This is a genomic window from Arthrobacter sp. KNU-44 (genome assembly GCF_051843155.1).
Classification (GTDB): domain Bacteria; phylum Actinomycetota; class Actinomycetes; order Actinomycetales; family Micrococcaceae; genus Arthrobacter.
The window spans coordinates 4140969-4157653 of record NZ_JBPXNG010000002.1; the positions used below are offsets into that span (position 1 = coordinate 4140969).

General features: G+C 64.7%; 15 protein-coding genes. 8 read left to right on the forward strand and 7 right to left on the reverse strand.

Translation table 11 applies throughout. The annotated features are described in order from the left end of the window. The first annotated feature begins 6 nt into the window (after positions 1 to 6). The 7 genes from whiA to ACSVHC_RS20415 all read left to right on the forward strand — a co-directional run bounded on the left by whiA (position 7) and on the right by ACSVHC_RS20415 (position 5950). Positions 7 to 987 carry a DNA-binding protein WhiA gene (whiA, locus tag ACSVHC_RS20385; protein WP_133202987.1) on the forward strand — a complete coding sequence of 327 codons (981 nt, stop codon included), beginning with the start codon at positions 7 to 9 and terminating at the stop codon, positions 985 to 987. A 109-nt stretch (positions 988 to 1096) separates the two neighbouring features. Next, positions 1097 to 1720: a superoxide dismutase gene (locus ACSVHC_RS20390; RefSeq protein WP_059389282.1), complete on the forward strand. Its 624-nt coding sequence runs from the start codon at positions 1097 to 1099 to the stop codon at positions 1718 to 1720. A 285-nt stretch (positions 1721 to 2005) separates the two neighbouring features. Then, positions 2006 to 3016, forward strand: a complete 1011-nt coding sequence (gap, locus tag ACSVHC_RS20395) for a type I glyceraldehyde-3-phosphate dehydrogenase (RefSeq protein ID WP_345451940.1) — start codon at positions 2006 to 2008, stop codon at positions 3014 to 3016. 9 nt (positions 3017 to 3025) lie between these two features. Further along, positions 3026 to 4252, forward strand: coding sequence for a phosphoglycerate kinase (locus ACSVHC_RS20400; protein WP_437770268.1), 1227 nt, complete (start codon positions 3026 to 3028; stop codon positions 4250 to 4252). Positions 4253 to 4334: 82 nt separating this feature from the next. Then, positions 4335 to 5150: a triose-phosphate isomerase gene (gene tpiA, locus ACSVHC_RS20405; protein ID WP_437770267.1), complete on the forward strand. Its 816-nt coding sequence runs from the start codon at positions 4335 to 4337 to the stop codon at positions 5148 to 5150. A 47-nt stretch (positions 5151 to 5197) separates the two neighbouring features. After that, positions 5198 to 5455 (forward strand): preprotein translocase subunit SecG, encoded by a 258-nt coding sequence (secG, locus tag ACSVHC_RS20410; protein WP_234749463.1) that lies wholly within the window; start codon positions 5198 to 5200, stop codon positions 5453 to 5455. 99 nt (positions 5456 to 5554) lie between these two features. Beyond that, a complete protein-coding gene (locus tag ACSVHC_RS20415) occupies positions 5555 to 5950 on the forward strand; it encodes an RNA polymerase-binding protein RbpA (RefSeq protein ID WP_437770266.1) in 396 nt (131 codons plus the stop codon). Here the strand turns inward: ACSVHC_RS20415 and pgl are convergent. From pgl to tkt, 6 genes are read right to left on the reverse strand one after another with little or no spacing between them, the layout of a single operon-like run. Next, positions 5903 to 6721: a 6-phosphogluconolactonase gene (gene pgl / locus ACSVHC_RS20420; protein WP_437770265.1), complete on the reverse strand. Its 819-nt coding sequence runs from the start codon at positions 6719 to 6721 to the stop codon at positions 5903 to 5905. The two genes, ACSVHC_RS20415 and pgl, sit on opposite strands and share 48 nt — an antisense overlap. A gap of 8 nt (positions 6722 to 6729) precedes the next feature. After that, positions 6730 to 7653, reverse strand: a complete 924-nt coding sequence (locus tag ACSVHC_RS20425; protein WP_437770264.1) for a glucose-6-phosphate dehydrogenase assembly protein OpcA — start codon at positions 7651 to 7653, stop codon at positions 6730 to 6732. Further along, on the reverse strand, positions 7650 to 9215 hold the full coding sequence (zwf, locus tag ACSVHC_RS20430; protein WP_437770263.1) for a glucose-6-phosphate dehydrogenase: 1566 nt from the start codon (positions 9213 to 9215) through the stop codon (positions 7650 to 7652). Before zwf ends, ACSVHC_RS20425 begins: the two co-directional genes overlap by 4 nt. A 15-nt stretch (positions 9216 to 9230) precedes the next feature. Next, positions 9231 to 10862 carry a glucose-6-phosphate isomerase gene (locus tag ACSVHC_RS20435; RefSeq protein WP_437770262.1) on the reverse strand — a complete coding sequence of 544 codons (1632 nt, stop codon included), beginning with the start codon at positions 10860 to 10862 and terminating at the stop codon, positions 9231 to 9233. A 5-nt stretch (positions 10863 to 10867) separates the two neighbouring features. Further along, positions 10868 to 11986, reverse strand: coding sequence for a transaldolase (tal, locus tag ACSVHC_RS20440; protein ID WP_437770261.1), 1119 nt, complete (start codon positions 11984 to 11986; stop codon positions 10868 to 10870). Between the two features lie 57 nt (positions 11987 to 12043). Continuing rightward, the gene (tkt, locus tag ACSVHC_RS20445) at positions 12044 to 14161 is read right to left on the reverse strand and encodes a transketolase (RefSeq protein WP_437774028.1); all 2118 of its coding nucleotides are present in this window, start codon (positions 14159 to 14161) and stop codon (positions 12044 to 12046) included. A gap of 412 nt (positions 14162 to 14573) precedes the next feature. On the opposite strand from tkt, the gene ACSVHC_RS20450 reads away from it, so the two are divergent. Continuing rightward, complete coding sequence (locus tag ACSVHC_RS20450) at positions 14574 to 15536, forward strand: heme o synthase (protein WP_437770260.1); 963 nt, start codon at positions 14574 to 14576, stop codon at positions 15534 to 15536. A 175-nt stretch (positions 15537 to 15711) separates the two neighbouring features. On the opposite strand, the gene ACSVHC_RS20455 is transcribed toward ACSVHC_RS20450, so the two are convergent. Next, complete coding sequence (locus ACSVHC_RS20455; RefSeq protein WP_437770259.1) at positions 15712 to 16656, reverse strand: COX15/CtaA family protein; 945 nt, start codon at positions 16654 to 16656, stop codon at positions 15712 to 15714. Positions 16657 to 16685 lie beyond the last annotated feature (29 nt).

A 16685-nucleotide genomic window follows, 5' to 3' on the forward strand; every position in this document is an offset into this window, starting at 1 on the left:
CATGCGATGGCACTGACCGCATCGGTCAAGGAAGAACTTTCCCGGCTGGACATCAAGAAGTCGTCCGTCCGCAAGGCCGAAGTCTCGGCCATGCTGCGTTTTGCCGGCGGACTGCACATCATTTCTGGGCGCATCGTGATCGAGGCTGAGGTTGACCTCGCCTCCACGGCGCGGCGGCTGCGCGCCGCGATCGCGGAAGTCTACGGGCACCAGAGCGAGATCATCGTCGTCTCCGGCGGGGGACTCCGCCGCGGCAGCCGCTACGTTGTCCGCGTAGTGCGCGACGGCGAAGCCCTGGCCCGCCAGACCGGCCTCCTGGACGGACGTGGACGGCCTGTGCGTGGCTTGCCGTCCGCCGTCGTCAACGGTTCGGCGTCGGACGCGGAGGCTGTGTGGCGCGGGGCGTTCCTGGCCCACGGATCCCTTACCGAACCCGGCCGGTCCTCCTCGCTCGAGGTCACGTGTCCCGGCCCGGAGTCGGCGCTTGCCCTGGTGGGGGCCGCCCGTCGCCTCGGTATCCAGGCCAAGGCGCGGGAAGTGCGCGGCGTGGATCGCGTCGTCATCCGTGACGGCGACACCATCGCCGCGCTGCTCACCCGGATGGGCGCCCATGACGCCCTCATGGTGTGGGAGGAGCGCCGCATGCGGAAGGAAGTCCGGGCCACGGCCAACCGCCTCGCGAACTTCGACGACGCAAACCTGCGCCGCTCTGCCCAGGCCGCCGTCGCGGCCGGCGCCCGCGTGGACAGGGCTTTGGAAATCCTGGGCGACGACGTTCCGGACCACCTCAAATACGCCGGTGAACTCCGGGTGGCCCACAAGCAGGCCAGCCTGGATGAATTGGGCCGGCTTGCCGATCCGCCCATGACCAAGGACGCCATCGCGGGGAGGATCCGCCGGCTCCTGGCCATGGCGGACAAGCGGGCCGGGGACCTGGGAATCCCGGGTACCGAGGCAAATGTGACCCCCGAAATGATGGACGAATAAAGCACCCGCCCTAGAATCGTCAGGGTGTAGATTTCCGGCCGGTTCGCCGGTCGGATGAACAAAACGAGAGTTACCAACCGGACCCCGGTCCACTACATTGGAGGATTTCGTGACAGAGTACGTACTGCCCGAGCTCGGCTACGACTATGCAGCACTTGAGCCGCACATTTCGGCGAAGATCATGGAGCTGCACCACAGCAAGCACCACGCTGCCTATGTAGCAGGCGCCAACAATGCTTTGGCCCAGTTGGCCGAGGCCCGCGACAAGGGCGACTTCGCCAACATCAACCGCCTCTCCAAGGACCTCGCGTTCCACACCGGCGGCCACATCAACCACTCCGTGTTCTGGAACAACATCTCCCCGGACGGCGGCGACAAGCCCGAGGGCGAGCTGGCTGCAGCCATTGACGACGCCTTCGGTTCCTTCGATGCATTCCGGGCCCAGTTCTCGGCAGCCGCGCTCGGCCTGCAGGGATCCGGCTGGGGCTTCCTCGCCTACGAGCCCATCGGCGGCAACCTCCTCATCGAGCAGCTCTACGACCAGCAGGGCAATGTCGCAGTCGGCACCACCCCCCTGCTCATGCTGGACATGTGGGAGCACGCCTTCTACCTGGATTACGTCAACGTCAAGGCAGACTACGTCAAGGCCTTCTGGAACATCGTCAACTGGGCCGACGTCGCGAAGCGCTTCGAAGCAGCCCGCGCGAACGCCACCGGTCTGATCGTTCTTTAGGGAACTCCGCCCGAACCGGTGAGTGACGCGGAATACACAGGGATGTAACAAACTTCACATTCAGGTGAATTTCGCCCAAATACCGGATTGTCTGCCCCCGCAGTTGCGGGGGCAGACGTAGTTAAACGTAAGATGGGTCACGGAAGGCGGTTAGCCTTCAGCAATGTGGCTGGTCGCCCTCCGATCTGATAATCACTTCTGCCCAATGATGTGCGGGAATTGTTAGTTGGAATCAAGATCCGACTCACTAGGTGTGCTTGCAAGAGCACCAAGGAGACTGAAATAGTGACCACCCGTATTGGTATCAACGGCTTTGGCCGCATCGGCCGCAACTACTTCCGCGCAGCACTCGCCCAGGGTGCAGACCTCGAAATTGTTGCGGTCAACGACCTCACGAGTCCCGAGGCACTTGCCCACCTTTTGAAGTACGACTCCGTCGGCGGTCGCCTGACCCAGACTGTTGAAGTCAAAGAGGGCAACCTCATTGTCGACGGCAGCATCATCAAGGTCCTTGCAGAGCGCGATCCTGCGAACCTCCCCTGGGGTGAACTGGGCGTCGACATCGTCATCGAGTCCACCGGCTTCTTCACCAAGGCTGCGGCCGCACAGAAGCACATCGATGCAGGTGCCAAGAAGGTCCTGATCTCCGCTCCCGCTTCGGACGAAGACATCACCATCGTCATGGGCGTCAACCACGAGCTCTACGACCCCGCTGCACACCACATCATTTCCAACGCTTCCTGCACCACCAACTGCCTCGGCCCCCTGGCCAAGGTCGTCAACGACGCCTTCGGCATCGAGCGCGGCCTCATGACCACGGTGCACGCCTACACGGCGGACCAGAACCTGCAGGACGGCCCGCACAGCGACCTCCGCCGTGCGCGCGCCGCAGCGATCAACATGGTTCCCACCTCCACCGGTGCTGCCAAGGCGATCGGCCTGGTTCTTCCGGAGCTCAAGGGCAAGCTTGACGGCTACGCCATCCGCGTCCCGGTCCCGACCGGTTCCGCCACGGACCTGACCGTCACGGTTTCCCGCGAAGTGACCGTTGAGGAAGTCAACGCGGCTCTCAAGGCTGCTTCGGAGACCGAGCAGTTCAAGGGCATCCTTAGCTACACGGCAGATCCGATCGTCTCTTCGGACATCGTCGGCGACCCCTCGTCTTCGATCTTCGACTCCGGCCTCACCAAGGTCATCGGCAACCAGGTCAAGGTTGTTTCCTGGTATGACAACGAATGGGGCTACTCCAACCGCCTCGTTGACCTCACGGAGCTCGTCGCATCCAAGCTGGGCTAGGGTAGACACATGACATCTCACACCCTCAACGAACTGATCGCTGAAGGTGTCCGCGGGCGGTACATTCTTGTCAGAAGTGACCTGAATGTGCCGCTCGACGGCTCTACGGTGACCGACGACGGCCGCATCAAGGCCTCCCTCCCGGTCATCGAAAAGCTCTCGGACGCCGGTGCCCGCGTACTCGTCGCGGCCCACCTGGGACGCCCCAAGGGCTCTCCCGAGGCCAAGTATTCGCTCAAGCCTGCTGTTGCACGGCTTGCGGAGCTCGCGCCATTCAAGGTCCAGCTCGCGGAAGACACTGTTGGTGAGTCCGCCAAGGAGCTGGCCGGGTCCCTGGACGACGGGGACGTCCTCGTCCTGGAGAACGTCCGCTTCGACGCCCGCGAAACCAGCAAGGACGACGCGGAGCGCGGCGCCTTCGCCGATGAACTCGTGGCGCTGACCGGTGAGAACGGCGCCTTCGTGGATGACGCCTTCGGTGCCGTCCACCGCAAGCACGCCAGCGTGTACGACGTCGCCACGAAACTTCCCTCCTACCAGGGTGACCTCGTGCACACCGAGGTGGAGGTTCTTCGCAAACTCACCACGGATACCCAGCGCCCGTACGTCGTCGTCCTCGGCGGCTCCAAGGTCTCGGACAAGCTCGCGGTGATCGACAACCTCCTGGGCAAGGCCGACACCATCCTCGTCGGTGGCGGAATGCTCTTCACCTTCCTCGCAGCGGTTGGTCACAAGGTCGCGGGCAGCTTGCTTGAAGCTGACCAGATTCCCGTGGTCCAGGACTACCTCAAGCGGGCTTCCGACGCCGGAACCGCTTTTGTCATCCCGACTGACGTCGTGGTCGCAAGCCGCTTCGCCGCTGACGCCGAGCACGAAGTGGTCGCCGCGGACGCGATCGAGGACAGCGCGTTCGGCGCCTCAGGTATTGGCCTGGACATCGGACCGGTATCAGCGGCGGCTTTCGCCGAGCAGATCAAGGCCGCCAAGACCGTGTTCTGGAACGGCCCCATGGGCGTCTTTGAATTCGAGGCCTTCTCGGGCGGCACCCGTGCCATTGCCCAGGCTTTGACCGAGACGCCGGCATTCACCGTGGTGGGCGGCGGCGACTCCGCCGCAGCGGTCCGGACCCTCGGCTTTGAGGACTCCCAGTTCGGACACATTTCCACCGGCGGCGGCGCCAGCCTGGAATACCTTGAAGGCAAGGATCTTCCCGGCCTGAGCGTTCTGGACCGCTAAGGCTACAAAGCCGGCGGGGCGCCCTTCCTGGAAGGGAAGCGTCCCGCCGGCTTCCCTATCTCAACGCATCTTTGGAGCACACGTGACAACTTCTGCCAACGGAAACTTCATCCGCAAGCCCTTCATTGCCGGTAACTGGAAGATGAACATGGACCACGTCCAGGGCATCACCTTGCTGCAGAAGCTGGCATGGACCCTCTCCGACGCCAAGCACGACTACAGCCGGGTAGAGGTTTCGGTCTTCCCGCCCTTCACCGACCTGCGCGGTGTGCAGACCCTCGTCCAGGGCGACGAACTGGACGTCGTCTACGGCGGACAAGACCTTTCGCAGTTCGACTCCGGAGCCTACACCGGCGATATCTCCGGCCAGTTCCTCAACAAGCTCGGTTGCGCCTACGTCCTGGTGGGCCACAGCGAACGCCGCACCATCCACAACGAGGATGACCAGGTCCTCAACGCGAAGGTCAAAGCAGCCTTCCGCCACGACGTCACGCCGGTCTTGTGTGTCGGCGAGGGCCTTGAGATCCGCCAGGCCGGCACCCATGTGGAGCACACGCTGGCCCAGTTGCGCGCCGGAGTCGACGGCCTCGCCGCAGATCAGGCAGCCGAGCTGGTTGTCGCGTACGAGCCTGTCTGGGCCATCGGGACGGGCGAAGTCGCCGGTCCCGAAGACGCACAGGAGATGTGCGCCGCGATCCGTTCGGAGCTCGCATCCTTGTTCGACGATGCCGTGGCCGCCAAGACCCGCCTCCTCTACGGCGGTTCGGTCAAGGCCAGCAACGCGGCAGCGATCATGGCCGAAAGCGACGTCGACGGTCTGCTGGTGGGTGGCGCGAGCCTGGACCCCGCCGAGTTTGCTAACATTGTCAGGTTCGAGAGCCACCTCAACGCGGCTTAGTCCGTTTTAGGTTCCGCTCCCGTTTTCCGTTCTTCTGAAAGGCCGTCGTGGACGTTCTTCAAGTCATTCTGCAGATCCTGCTGGGCATTACCAGTCTTCTGCTGACGCTGCTCATCCTCCTCCACAAGGGGCGTGGCGGCGGGTTGTCCGATATGTTTGGCGGTGGCATGAGCTCAGGATTGAGTTCTTCAGGTGTCGCAGAGCGAAACCTCAACCGCTTCACCATCGTCTTGGGCTGCACTTGGGGCGTCGTGATCATCGGGCTTGGCCTCATCATGCGTTTCACCACGGGCGGAGACTCCTAGCACTGCCGCCGTCGGATCCTCGCACTCGAGGTGTCCTCTCATTAGACTAGGCTGCATGGCCTTCAGCGCCATGCAGCCGAACTCTCAAGGGGATCGACGATGGTTCATGGTACTTCTGGATTCCGGGGCACACGGGCCGGCGTAACAGCTGGTTCGGCCCCAAGGAACCAACCCGACTCCGTAGTCGGCGAAAGCTTGCCGCGTATTCGTGTTCCCTATTGGTGCGCCAAGGGACATGAAACGCGGCTTGTTTTCGTTAAGCTCCCCGAAGATCAAATCCCGATCCGATGGGACTGCCCGAAATGTGGCCTGGTTGCCGTCCGCGAACAGGGCGAAGCCACGATGGAACGTGCGGACGACGAAGTCTTCAAGAGCCACCTGGATTACGTTAAAGAAAGACGCTCCAGCCAGGACGCGGAGATTGTCCTGGCCGGAGCGCTCAAGCGGCTACGCGCCCGCGGGGTCCTTGCGGACGAGCTGATGGGGGACACGTGAGGCTGCATTCTCATCGATGAGCCACAGGGTCCTCGAGCGGCCGCTGGGACCTGAGGCGGGAACCTGGACCGGGTTGGCCCCGGCCAGGGCCAGTCCCACGGCTCCGGCCTTGTCCTCGCCTGCCACAACCATCCAGATTTCCTGGGCGGAGTTGATGGCGGGCAAGGTCAGCGAAATCCTCGACGGCGGCGGCTTGGGGGAGTTCTCGACCCCCACGACCGTACGGTCCTTCACCCGGATACCCGCTTGCTCAGGGAAGAGCGATGCAATGTGTGCATCCGGACCGACACCGAGCAGCAGGATGTCGAAACGGGGCAACTCGCCGGCCTCCTCGGGACGGTCGTCCGAAGTGTCCGCGGCGTGCTCGGCTTCCGCGGCAGCCTTGAGCCGGGCCGCGTAGTCCGCTGCGGCCTCGTCCGCGGTGGCGAACTCATCCGATGAGCCCGGTTCGTGCACGCGGGCCGGGTCCACCGGCAGGCTGGAGAGCAATGCCTGATGCGCTTGGACGGTGTTGCGGTCCGTGCTGTCCTTGCCGACGAAGCGCTCGTCACCCCACCAGAAGTTCACCCGGGACCAGTCAACCGCGGGCGCAGCGGGTGAGTCGGCCACTGCTTTCAGGGTGCCGATGCCCACGGTTCCGCCGGTGAGGACCACAGTGGCTTCCCCGTGCTTGTCCTGGACGTCCACCAGCTTGGTGATGAGCCGTGCTGCGATCGCGGCCATAAGGACAGTGGAGTCGGGATGGATGCTTACTCTTGGGTCGGCGCTCACTGGGACGGTCACTCCTTGCTATTGGTTCGGGGCAGTCCCATAGTAATCACTTCTCCGAAGACATCGTCCGGATCAAGGCGGCGCAGTTCTTCGGCGAGGCAGTCCCGCAGGCTGCGGCGCGGCAGTGAAATCCGCTGGGCCGGCTGGCCCGGCTGGGTCAGTTCCGCGATGGTGAGGCCGGGACGGACCAGCTGGACGTCGCCGGTGGCGCGGCTCAGCCGCACCCGGCGGATGCCCGTTCCCGCCGGGTCGGCGACGATCTGGACCGGAGCGTCGAGGAACAGCGTGAGCCAGGCGGCCAGCAGCAGGGTGCTGGGTGAGTCAGAAGCACCCTCGACGGCGATGGCAGTGACGGGGGAATCGTCTACCTGGTCCAGCGCCGCGGCGAGCTGGAGGCGCCAGTTGGTCAGCCGGGTCCAGGCGAGGTCGGTGTCGCCTGCCCGGTACGTCTTCCGGATCCGGGCCAGCGCTGCTGCGGGGTCGGCCTCGTTGGCGGAGTCCGTGATGCGGCGGTGCGCGATGCGCCCGATGGAGGTCTCGCAGGCGTTCTCGGGTGCGCCGTGCGGCCACCAGGCCACGATCGGCGCGTCGGGCAGGAGCAATGCCGCGACGAGGGATTCGCTCTCCTTGGCGAGCTCGCCGTAGCCGCGCAGGACAATGACCTCTGAAGCTCCGGCGTCCCCGCCCACCCGGATCTGGGCGTCGAGGCGGTTGGGCGCTTCGTTGCCGGCGTCCGCGAGGACGATGATGCGGCAGGGGTGTTCGCGGCTGGCCTCGTTGGCTGCCTCGATGGCTTCTTCCTCGAGACCGGACTTCGTGACGACCACGAGGGTCAGGACGCGTCCCAGGGCGATCACGCCTCCCTGCTCGCGCAGGGAGGTGATCTTCTTGGAGATCTTGGAGGTGGTGGTGTCGGGAAGATCTACGATCATGGCCTTCTCCAGGTTCGTCCGTCGCGGGCAAGCAGCTCATCGGCCGAGGCCGGCCCCCAGCTGCCGGGAGCGTAAGGTTCGGGCTGTTCGTCGAGTCCGGCCCAGTATTCCTCGAAGGGGTCCAGGATCTTCCAGGACTCCTCGACTTCCTGGTGCCGAGGGAAGAGCGGCGGCTCGCCCAGCAGCACGTCCAGGATGAGGCGTTCGTAGGCTTCGGGGCTGGACTCGGTGAACGAGTGTCCGTAGCCGAAGTCCATGGTGACGTCCCGGACTTCCATCTGCGTGCCGGGAACCTTGGACCCGAAGCGGATGGTGGCGCCCTCGTCGGGCTGGACCCGGATGACGACGGCGTTCTGGCCGAAGTCGTCCTCGCCGTGGCCGCGGAAGAGCAGGTTGGGTGCCCGCTTGAACACGACCGCGATCTCCGTGACGCGCCGGCCCAGGCGTTTGCCGGCCCTCAGGTAGAACGGCGCGCCGGCCCAGCGCCGGGTGTTGATGTCCAGGCGGATGGCCGCGTAGGTTTCCGTCTTGGAATCGGCCGGAATGCCGTCTTCCTCAAGGTACCCCTGGACGAGTTCGCCGCCCTGCCAGCCGCCGGTGAACTGACCGCGGGCAGAGTGGGTGGACAGGTCCTCGGGGAGCCTGACCGCGGCCAGGACCTTTTCCTTCTCGGCACGCAGGTCATCGGCGTTGAAGGAGATGGGCTCCTCCATGGCCGTCAGGGCCAGCAGCTGCAGCAGGTGGTTCTGGATGACATCGCGGGCCGCCCCGACGCCGTCGTAGTATCCCGCCCGGCCGCCGGTGCCGATATCCTCGGCCATGGTGATCTGGACGTGGTCCACGTAGTTGGCATTCCACAAAGGCTCGAACAGCTGGTTGGCGAAGCGCAGGGCCAGGATGTTCTGGACCGTCTCCTTGCCCAGGTAGTGGTCGATGCGGAAAACCGCGTCCGGCGGGAAGACGGACTCCACGATGTCGTTGAGCTTGCGCGCGGACTCCAGGTCGTGGCCGAAAGGCTTCTCGATGACCACCCGACGCCACTGGCCGTCCCCGGCCTGCGCCAGCCCGTGCTTGGAGAGCTGTTGGCAGACCTGCTCGAAGGCCTTGGGCGGGATGGAGAGGTAGAAACCGTGATTGCCGCGCGTGCCGCGGGTCTCGTCCAATTCATCAAGGGTGGCGCCGAGGCGCTTGAACGCCTGGTCGTCGTCGAACTCTCCCTGGACGAAGCGGATGCCCTCGGAGAGCTGGTTCCAGACGGCGTCGTCGAACGGGGTGCGGGAGTGCGCCTTGACGTTCTCCTTGACCTCGTCCGCGAAGTCCTCGTTGCTCCAGTCCCGCCGGCCGAAGCCGACGAGCGCGAAGCTCGGCGGCAACAGCCCGCGGTTGGCGAGGTCGTAGACCGCCGGCATGAGTTTCTTGCGGGCAAGGTCACCGGTGACTCCGAAGAACACCAATGACGAAGGCCCTGCGATGCGGTTCAGGCGCCGGTCCCGGGGATCCCGGAGGGGATTGCGGTGGCTTGCCTTTCCGGTGGACCTGTAACCGATTTGTGTTTCTGGCATGTTTGGGTTTGTGCCTTAGCTTTCGAGCGCGCTGGCCTGGCCGGCCAATGCGGCGACGATTTCCTGGAGCTGGGCTACGCCGGCTCCACGATCCGTGAGGTGCAGCCGCAGGACCGGACGGCCGTGGTTCTCGAGAACCTGCGCGTCGCCGGCCGCCTGGGCTGCAATCAGTTGACCGAAAGTGAACGGGCGTTCCGGGATGGCGATGTCGCCTGTCGCGGAAGCCGTAACCTGCAGGAACGAGCCGATGGCCGGTCCGCCCTTGTGGAATTGTCCGGTGGAGTGCAGGAAGCGCGGGCCCCAGCCGAAAGTGACCGGCCGGCCGCTGACTCCGGCGAGTTCGTCGCGGATGCCTTCTAGTTGAGCGAACGCGATCCGGTCGAAATATGCCTGGACGCTCAGGTAGCCGTCCGTGCCGAGTTCACCGAGGAGCGCCTTGACGGCATCTGCGGCCGTAGCCGCGTCGCCGAGCCACGCACCCCCGCGGACCTCGATCGCGCCGTCCACGAAGTTCGCCGGCGTCGGCTCGGGACGTGCGTCCAGCAGGCCGCGAGCGGCAATCTTGGCTGCCTCGACGTCGGGCTGGTCAAAGGGGTTGATGCCAAGCAGGCGACCTGCCACCGAGGTGGCGAATTCCCAGACGAACATCTGGGTGGCCAGGCCACCGGCAATGGCGGCTTCGTTTTCGCCGAGTTCGACGTCGGACTCCGCGCCGACGAGGCGGATCACCAGGACGTCGTCCGCGCCGCCGCTGACCTCCGGCGCGGAAGGACCTGCCACAACCGGCAGAACACCCGTGCCGAGCTTGCCGGTGGACTCGGCGATGAGCTGTTCGGCCCAATCGGCAAAGCCGACAATGCCGGAACCGTCTTCGACGATGACGATCTTGTTGCGCAGAGGGGTGGTTCCGCCCAGTGCGGCACCGAGCCGGAGCCCGATGTTTTCGGGGGAGTCCTCGTTGAGGATTTCCGCTGCTTCCTCGGCCTCATCCAGGAACGCCTGGATGTCTACTCCGGCGAGGCCACTGGGGACCAAGCCGAAAGCCGTCAGGGCCGAAAAGCGACCGCCGACGTTCGGATCCGCGTTGAAGACGGCACGGTAGCCGGCTTCACGGGAGGCCTTGTCCAGCGGGGACCCGGGATCGGTCACGATGACGATGCGGCTCTTGGCATCGATGCCGGCCTCGGTGAAGGCCTGCTCGAATACCCGTCGCTGGGAGTCGGTTTCCACGGTGGAGCCTGACTTGGAAGAGACCACGATGGCGGTCTCGGCCAGGCGGTCCGCGAGGGCAGCACCGACCTGTTCGGGGTCTGTGCTGTCCAACACGGTCAGCTCGACGCCAGCGGTGCCGGCAATGACCTCGGGGGCAAGCGAAGAGCCGCCCATGCCACACAGGACAATGCGGGAGACGCCTTCGGCCCGGAGGGCATCCCGGAGTTCCAGGATCCCTTCGACCAAGGGCTGGGAAACGGTTGCCGCTTCCACCCATCCGAGCCGGATGGCGGATTCGGATTCGGCATCCGGACCCCACAAAGTGTGGTCCTTGGCGAAAATCCTCGTGGCAATCCGGTCTTCGACAAGTGCCGGGATGTGCTGCTCGATGGCCTGCTGCGCAGCACCGCTGGCGTCGTAGCTGAGAGTGCTCATGTGGGTTAGGAAGCCTTCCGTGCAGAGGCGAGGGCACCTTCGACGTCGGCCAGAAGTTCCTTCCAGCTGGCGACGAACTTGTCCAGGCCCTCGGATTCGAGGATTGCGACGACGTCGTTGTAGGAGATGCCCAGGCCCTCCAGTGCGTTGAGGACGTTGTTCGCTTCCTCGTACGTGCCGGAGACGGTGTCACCCGTGACCACGCCGTGGTCGAACGTGGCGTCGAGGGTCTTTTCCGGCATGGTGTTGACGACGCCGGCGGCGACCAGTTCGGTCACGTACAGGGTGTCCGGGTAGGCCGGGTCCTTGACGCCGGTGGAAGCCCAGAGCGGGCGCTGGGGGAGCGCGCCGGCCTCAGCCAGGACTGCCCAACGCTCGGTGGAGAACAGCTCTTCGTAGACCTGGTACGCCAGGCGGGCGTTGGCAACGCCGGCCTTGCCCTTGAGGGCCTTGGCTTCATCGGTGCCGAGGGCATTGAGTCGCTTGTCGATCTCGGAGTCCACGCGGGACACAAAGAAGGATGCCACCGAGTGGATCTTGGAGAGGTCGTGGCCGTTTTCCTTGGCCAGCTCCAGGCCGGACTGGAAAGCGTTGATGACCGCGCGGTAGCGCTCCAGGGAGAAGATCAGGGTCACGTTGACGCTGATGCCCTCGGCCAGGGTCGCCGTGATGGCGGCGAGGCCCTCAAGGGTTGCCGGGATCTTGATGTGGACGTTGTCCTTGTTGACCTTCTTGTACAGGTGCTTGGCCTCGGCGATGGTGCCTTCCGTGTCCCACGCCAGGCGGGGGTCCACCTCGATGGAGACACGGCCGTCGACGCCGTTGCTCGCTGCCGCGACCGGTGCGAAGAGGTCGCAGGCGTCGGCGACGTCGGTGGTGGTGATCTCGAAGACAGTCTCTTCGACGGAAGCGCCCTTGGCGGCCTCTTCGGCGATCACGGCGTCGTAGTCGCTGCCGGCGGTGATGGCGGCGTGGAAGATAGACGGGTTGGTGGTGACACCAACGACATTCTTCTCTTCGATGAGCTTCTGCAGGCTGCCGCTGGAAAGGCGTTCCCGGGAAAGGTCGTCAAGCCAGATGGACACACCGGCGTCGGAAAGCTGCTGGGTGGGAGTCGTAGTCATTTCTTTAATCTCCTTGGAAATCTGTTCGTTGCTGTCGGATTCGTCTCAGAAGCGTTTTCAGCTACTGAGACCCGCGAGGGAGTCCCTGGCGGCGGCGGCGACTGCTTCTGCCGTGATGCCGAACTCCTTGAAGAGGCGCTTGTAGTCTGCCGAGGCGCCGAAGTGCTCGAGGCTGATGGAGCGCCCGGCGTCGCCGACGAATTCCTTCCAGCCCAGTGCCAGGCCGGCCTCGACCGAGACGCGGGCCTTGACGGCGGCCGGGAGCACGGAATCGCGGTACGCAGAGTCCTGCTTGTTGAACCACTCGACGCACGGCATGGAGACGACGCGGGTGGCGATGCCTTCGGCCTGGAGCGCTTCGCGGGCGTTCACCGCGAGCTGGACCTCGGAACCGGTGCCGATCAGGATGACCTGGGCCGGGACCGTGGCGCCGTCCTTCGAAGCCTCTGCCAGGACGTAGCCGCCCTTGGCGACGCCGGCGGTGGAGCCGAAGGTGTCACCCTCGGCAAGGCCTTCGCCGCGTGCGTAGGTCGGGATGTTCTGGCGGGTCAGCACGATGCCTGCCGGGTTCTCGTGGTTCTCCAGCATGGTCTTCCATGCTGCGGCAACCTCGTTGGCGTCGCCGGGACGGACAACGTCCAGGCCCGGGATGGCGCGGAGGGTCGACAGCTGTTCCACTGGCTGGTGGGTGGGGCCGTCTTCGCCAAGGCCGATCGAGTCGTGGGTCCAGACGTACAGCGACGGGACACCCATGAGGGCGCCGAGGCGGATCGCGGGACGCTGGTAGTCGCTGAAGATCAGGAACGTGCCGGAGAACGCCCGGGTCCGGCCGTGCAGCGAGATGCCGTTCACGATCGACGCGGCCGCGTGCTCGCGGATACCAAAGTGCAGCACCCTGCCGTAAGGGTTGCCCTTCCATGCACCGGTCGAGCGCGAGGCCGGGATGAACGACGGCGAACCCTCGATGGTGGTGTTGTTGGACTCGGCGAGGTCGGCGGAACCGCCCCACAGTTCCGGAAGGACCGGGCCGATCGCGTTCAGGACCTTGCCGGAAGCGGCGCGGGTGGAAACTTCCTTGCCTGCTTCGAATACCGGCAGCGCGGCGTCGAGCTCGACGGGAAGCTTCTTGGCCTCGATGCGCTCAAGCAGCGCCGCGCCCTCGGGGTTGGCGGTCTGCCACGCCTCGAAGGATGCCTGCCATTCGCTGCGCTCGGCTGCGCCGCGTTCGACGACGGCACGGGCATGTGCGAGGACGTCCTCGTCAACCTGGAAGGAACGCTCGGGGTCGAAGCCCAGGACTTCCTTCAGTGCTGCGACTTCTTCGGCACCGAGGGCGGAACCGTGGATCTTGCCGGTGTTCTGCTTCTTGGGTGCCGGGTAGCCGATGATGGTGCGCAGCGAGATGATGGACGGCTTGGACGTCTCGGCCTTCGCGGCGAGCAGGGCGCCGTAGAGTTCCTGGACGTCTTCGACGTATTCGCCGGTCTTGGTCCAGTCCACGCGCTGGGTGTGCCAGCCATAGGCCTCGTAGCGCTTGAGGACGTCTTCGGTGAAGGCCACGTCGGTGTCGTCTTCGATGGAGATGTGGTTCTCGTCGTAGATCACCACAAGGTTGCCCAGTTCCTGGTGCCCGGCCAGGGAAGAAGCTTCCGAGGTGACGCCTTCCTGGAGGTCGCCGTCGGAGGCGATAACCCAGATGGTGTGGTCGAACGGGCTCTCGCCGGCCGGAGCATCGGCGTCGAACAGGCCGCGCATCCGGCGCTGCGAGTACGCGAAGCCGACCGACGAGGCCAGGCCCTGGCCCAGAGGGCCGGTGGTGATCTCGACGCCGGCGGTGTGCTTGTACTCGGGGTGGCCGGGGGTCAGCGATCCCCAGGTGCGCAGGGCCTCGAGGTCCTTCAGCTCCAGGCCGTAGCCGGAAAGGAACAGCTGGATGTACAGGGTCAGCGATGTGTGTCCGGGGGACAGGATGAACCGGTCACGGCCGATCCAGTCCGGGTGCTTCGGGTCGTGGCGCATCAGCTTCTGGAACAGCAGGTAGGCGGCCGGTGCAAGGCTCATGGCCGTGCCGGGGTGACCGTTGCCGACCTTCTCGACGGCGTCAGCGGCCAAAACGCGGACGGTGTCCACGGCGCGCTGGTCCAGGCTTGTCCAAGTCAGTTCTTGCTCTTCCAAATGTGGCACGTAAACCGAGCCCCTCTCTGTGCTGACGGCTGGTGACGGCACATGGCAAGCCTCGGGCACAGGATGGCGCCCGCTGCGAAGTTCCTACCAGCCGTTCACCATTGAAACGTTGATCTATCATCCAGACATACAAGTCTGAGAATACGCTTTCTCAGAACCTTGCGTGAGCTGATCTGCAGACAGCTTAGCCCGGTTCGCCGCCCCGAATGGTGGGAATCTCAAAAAATGGACGCATATTCCGTTTTATGAATCACGGCGGCGGCAAAGTGCCGGTGAACTTTCGGAAACAAGGGAAAGTTCCGGGTGCCGTGGCGTCGGAGAGGCCACGGTATGATATCTGGAGGCCGAACCGGGGTGCCGCCACCGCGGGAAACCCGCCTTGACAACACCAGCAAAGAACAGAGTGACTGCCAACGTGAGCACAACAGATACGCCCCTCAATGCTTCCCCGGCTGTGGGGAAGCGCGGAATGTCCCGTAAGTTCAAGGCGTATCTGGCACTGACCAAACCCCGCGTGATCGAATTGCTGCTGGTCAGCACCCTGCCCACCATGATCTTCGCGCAACGGGGCTTCCCCTCCATCGGCTTGATCCTGGCCACGTTGGTGGGCGGCGCCTTCGCCGCCGGCAGCGCAGGGGTCTTCAACTGCTACATCGACCGCGACATCGACAAGTTGATGCACCGCACTGAAAAGCGGCCCCTCGTGACGGGCGAAGTCACCCCCCGCGAAGCACTCGTCTTCGCGTGGATCCTGGGAGCGGCCTCCATCGCCATCCTGTGGTTCGGGGCCAACCCGCTGTCGGCGTGGCTCGGTCTTGGTGCGATTGTTTTCTACGTTGTCATCTACACGATGATCCTCAAGCGCCGCACGGCACAGAACATCGTATGGGGCGGTGCGGCCGGCTGCTTCCCTGTGCTGATCGCCTGGGCGGCGGTGACGAACACTGTCGAGTGGCCCGCCGTCGTGCTCTTCATGGTGATTTTCCTGTGGACTCCTCCGCACTACTGGCCGTTGTCCATGCGGTACGGCGAGGACTACCGCAACGCCAACGTCCCCATGCTGGGCGCCATCGCCGGTGCCAAGGTGGTTTCCGTCCAGGTTGTCCTGTACGCCTGGGCCATGGTGGTGTGCTCGCTGCTTTTGGTGCCGGTGGGCCGCGCGGGCTGGGTGTACACCATCGCCGCAGTCCTCGCGGGTGCTTGGTTCCTCTATGAATCCCACGCCCTCTACAACCGGGCGCAAGGCGGCGACGTCTCGAACAAGGGAGCCATGAAGGTCTTCCATGGTTCCATCAGCTACCTGACGCTTCTCTTCATTGCCCTCGCGGTGGACCCGTTCATCGGTTCCCCGATCATCGGCGGCTGACGCCCGCGTCACCGCAGGACGCCCGCTCACCTGCAGGACGCCCGCTCACCTGTAGGGCCGTTTTCCCAAACGCCCGCTCACTTATAGGGGTAAAACAGAAGACCCTCCCTCACGTCCCATGACGTGAGGGAGGGTCTTCCCTTTGGATTACGCAGAGGCCATTAGCCGCCAGGGGCTAGAGCTTCGGGCTGAACCTTGCCACATCCGCCGCGTTCGTGGCGGCACTCATGAGCAGGGCGGCACCCAACATGTGGGCGCCAACAAGGAGGGCAGGGATCCCGTTGTAGTACTGGGCAAAGCCAATGACGGCCTGCAGGACCGTCACGCCTAGCAGCAGAAGCGCCGCGGTGCGGAACGCGCCGCTGATTCCCCTTCGCAGGACGAAGTAGACGGCGAAGACGGCTCCCGCCGTGATGAGGTACGCCGGTACTGCGTGGATGTGCGAGAAGAGATCCCAGTCGAGATCGTTCCGCGGCGCGTTGGCGTCCCCGGCGTGGGGTCCGGCGCCAGTCACCACGACGCCGAGGCACACCGCAACTGCCGAGAAAAACGCGACGGCGGTCATGACAGGGCTCATGGCGCCCGGAATCGCTGCCAACGGCCGTTTCATGAAGCGGCCGGTCCGGCCATAGGCGCGGTTGACCAGGAGCGTGGAGAAGACGACTAGGGCCATGGAAACCAGGAAGTGCAGTCCGACAACCCAGGGGTTCAGATTGGACAGCACGGTGATGCCGCCGATGATGGCTTGTGCCGGAATGCTGGCGAGCAGGCCCACCGCCAGGAGGAAAAGGTCCCGGCGTTCCTTGCGGAGGTTCCACAAATACACCAGCATCAGGACGGCGACGGCGGCCAAGGCGAATGTAAGCATGCGGTTGCCGAATTCGATGAAGCCGTGGATGCCCATCTCCGGCGTGTTCACCAGGGAGCCGCTGGTGCAGCGTGGCCATGTCGGGCAGCCGAGCCCCGAGGATGTCAGCCGGACCGCGCCGCCGGTGACCACCAGGACCACCTGGCCGATCAGGGACAACATGGCCAGCCTGAGGATGGTGCTATTGACCTCCGTGGGGAGCTTGGCGGTCAACTGCTGGATGGACTTCGGGAGGCGGGAAGCCGTGCTCACGGTTTTCTCAATTCTCGGTACTCAATTCA